Origin of the sequence: Porphyromonas sp. oral taxon 278 str. W7784 (genome assembly GCF_000467855.2) — a bacterium.
Classification (GTDB): domain Bacteria; phylum Bacteroidota; class Bacteroidia; order Bacteroidales; family Porphyromonadaceae; genus Porphyromonas.
In genome coordinates this window covers 57,164-60,238 of the sequence record NZ_KI259221.1, presented here as the reverse complement: position 1 = coordinate 60,238, position 3,075 = coordinate 57,164, and the positions used below count along the sequence as shown (strand labels likewise).

Genomic DNA, 3,075 nt, shown 5'->3' with positions numbered 1-3,075 from the left:
TAGGTCGTCGATGCGACCTACCGTGGGTCGCTTCGACGACCTACCATAGGTTCCTAAAACCACCCCTTGACATAAGCCTCGGGGAGGGCTAAGCTTGAGGCCTAAATGTGCTCGAATCCGCCAACCCATACCAGGCGCTAACCTACGCCCTCAGCTAAGGGCACAGTGAGCGCATAAGCATCCATAAACAAGCGTCCCCACCCGTAGTCTCAGCTACAGGTGGGGACGCTTCCTTTAATATCGTCTCGCTATATGGCCTCTTTGCAAGCTATTGATGATTTACTGGGAGGCCCGAGGTATCCAGCACATCATTTGGCTGGGGCGATCACCTCATACCTCTGTGGAGTGCAGTCGTTCGTAAAGAAGGTGATCATGGGAGTGCGGATACCAGGCATGATCTCCCCTCCGATCAGCATACCCTCCACCGCAGAAGTATACCCATCCAGATAGACGGCATCTGCTCGACCATCGAAGCGAAAGGCGTTTATCTTCATCCCCTTGCCCGTCGACTTATCGAAGGAGTACCAGTCGCTACAGAAGCCATACCAGGCAGGGTCATGGCTGAGATAAGCACGCTGCTCTGCCTGTAGCTTCTTCACCAGCCGACGATTCCCCTTAGCCTTCGCTACCTTCAGATCCTTCTCTCGCTGGAGTGCCGTCACAAAGAGGTCTGCCCGCACCCCACCAGAGAAGCTAACATCGTGCCCCGAAGCGTAACCGCCCCCAAAGCCATAGGCTGCGATGGCATTATCAGGTGCGATCTTATAAGTCTGCCACTGCTTCGTCTCAGGCGTATAAGCCATATAAGTAACGTCGGCTCTCACTGGCTGATCGGGATCATCTACCCCCGTGAACGACCCCATGACACCTAAGTGCGGGACGTAGTCGGAGCGCCCACGTTCACCCTTATTCGTCGCAGCTACGAGCTTGAGGAAAGGGCTATGCGGATAAGGTGTCTCCTCACGCCATCCCGCTTCAGGTCGGCGGAGGTCAAGAGATAGGACGGTATTGGAGAGCTTCCCATTCACACGGCCACCGATGAGGTAGAGCACATCCTCTATAAGAGCTGAAGCCATACCACTACGAGGCTCAGGCAAGCTGGGTAGCGGAATGATCTCCACGCCAAGGCTATCGCTCAGCTCCATGATATAGGCATCACGTAGCTCTCCCGCTTCAGACTGGCCACCTGCGACGATGAGCTGACCGAAATACTGCTGGAAGGCTGCATAGGCCGTCGGTTGTGGCAGGTGCCCTACAAGCTTCCATCCCATATCCAGCTCCGAAGCCTTAGCCTCACAAGCAGCATACATAGCATCAAGATAGTCGGCAAGATAGATCTCGGAATAATAGCGCTTCGCTCCACCCTCTCGGGCTGGGCGGTCGGGGAAGTTACACCCACCAGCCATCACTAGTTGTCCTGGGAGTAGCTCTCCCGCTATATGTCCTGATACGCCCTTGGCATAGGCGGAGTCCAACTGAGGTGTCTTGCTCTTGAAGATGCGCACCTCCTCTTGTGCGTGTATCGTGCTGTAGCTCGTACCCACCACAAGCAGGAGAAGCGCCATAAGCCTTACTCTATGTAGTATACTCTTCATCATTCGTACTTGTCTATTGATTTTCCAGCTAGGACAGACTCAGGTCTCCCTTGCTGGAGCTTTACAAAGATAGAGATAAGGCATACCACTAGAATCATAAGATGAAGTCAATGGGAGGGACACGAGACAAAGGGGCGGGTTAGGGGGACGGAACACTCTCCTTAGAATGGGGGTTATCTCCTGTGAAAAGGTAGGTGGCTTCGCTGGAATATAGGTTCGAGGGAAACGAGCCAAAGGGAAGTAGCCGAGACCTTACGGAAGGGGGCATTCGTTTGAGCTGGGTAAGCGAGGCTCAAGCGACAGAGCCTTCCCCTCATCACCCTAAAGCGTAAAGAAGACAATGCATTCACCCTGGTCCCTGCTGATCTTACTCATCCCGATCATCGCCGAATACTATGTGTCCCACAGAGTATGGCAACTCCTTCCCCCTATCCTTCCCCTGAAGGTCACGATCGTAGTACTGATGACTCTGGCCTTCATCCTAGCCTTCGTCAGCTTCAGCGGTGCGCTGGATCGGATGCCCTTGGAGCTGGGTACCTTCACCTATGAGGTCGGGAACTCTTGGCTCATCCTGCTCCTATATCTGGTGATGGTCTTCGGGGTGCTGGACCTAGGGCTAGCACTGGGGATCATTCCTCGCTCCTTCCTCAGAGGGAGCGTCGTGGGGAGCGTGAGTGTGCTCCTTTTCTTCATCGGGCTCTTCACCTATGCCCACCTCCACTTCGAGCAGAAGCAACGTGTCGAGCTCACCCTTGACTCGGAGGGGAAGGTCGGGAAGCCCGTGAAGCTCGTCCTCGTCAGTGACCTGCACCTAGGCTACCACAATCGCCGTAGCGACCTTCGTCGTTGGCTACAGCTGATCAAGGCGGAGCGCCCTGATGCCATCCTCATCGCTGGGGACCTGATCGATTGGTCGATCAAGCCCGTCCTGGAGGAAGGCTCTGCGGAGGAGTTTAGAGAGCTGGGCATCCCCATCTATGCGATCCTAGGCAATCACGACTACTATGCTGGCACAGGAGCCGACAAGGACTTCTGTGAGCAGGCGGGGATCCAGCTCCTACAGGACAGCGTGGCCTACTTCGGTGATCTGGCGATCGTAGGACGTGATGACCGAACGAATCCCCACCGCAAGAGCCTCGGGCAAATCATGGAGGGCATCGACCGAAGTAAGTACATCATCGAGCTGGATCATCAGCCTTACCACCTCGAAGAAGCGGAGCACAGCGGTGTGAACTTTGAGTTCGCAGGTCACACGCACCACGGACAGGTCTGGCCACTCAATTGGGTCACGGATGCGATCTATGAGGATGCGTTCGGCCCACTGACCAAGGGCAAGACCGAGTACTATGTCAGTTCGGGGCTCGGGATCTGGGGAGGTAAGTTCCGAATAGGCACGCAGTCCGAGTACGTGGTGGCGACGATCCGCTAAGGGCAAATTAGGGCGAGAGCAGAAGGGGCAAAAAGGGATCTACGGTAGGTC

2 protein-coding genes are annotated in these 3,075 nt (G+C 55.3%); one reads left to right on the top strand and one right to left on the bottom strand.

The window, feature by feature from the left end:
• Positions 1-308 precede the first annotated feature (308 nt).
• Positions 309-1,595 carry a hypothetical protein gene (locus HMPREF1556_RS00260; protein WP_157047495.1) on the bottom strand — a complete coding sequence of 429 codons (1,287 nt, stop codon included), beginning with the start codon at positions 1,593-1,595 and terminating at the stop codon, positions 309-311.
• 340 nt (positions 1,596-1,935) lie between these two features.
• On the opposite strand from HMPREF1556_RS00260, the gene HMPREF1556_RS00255 reads away from it, so the two are divergent.
• Positions 1,936-3,024: a metallophosphoesterase gene (locus HMPREF1556_RS00255; protein ID WP_021666149.1), complete on the top strand. Its 1,089-nt coding sequence runs from the start codon at positions 1,936-1,938 to the stop codon at positions 3,022-3,024.
• The last annotated feature ends 51 nt before the right edge of the window (positions 3,025-3,075 follow it).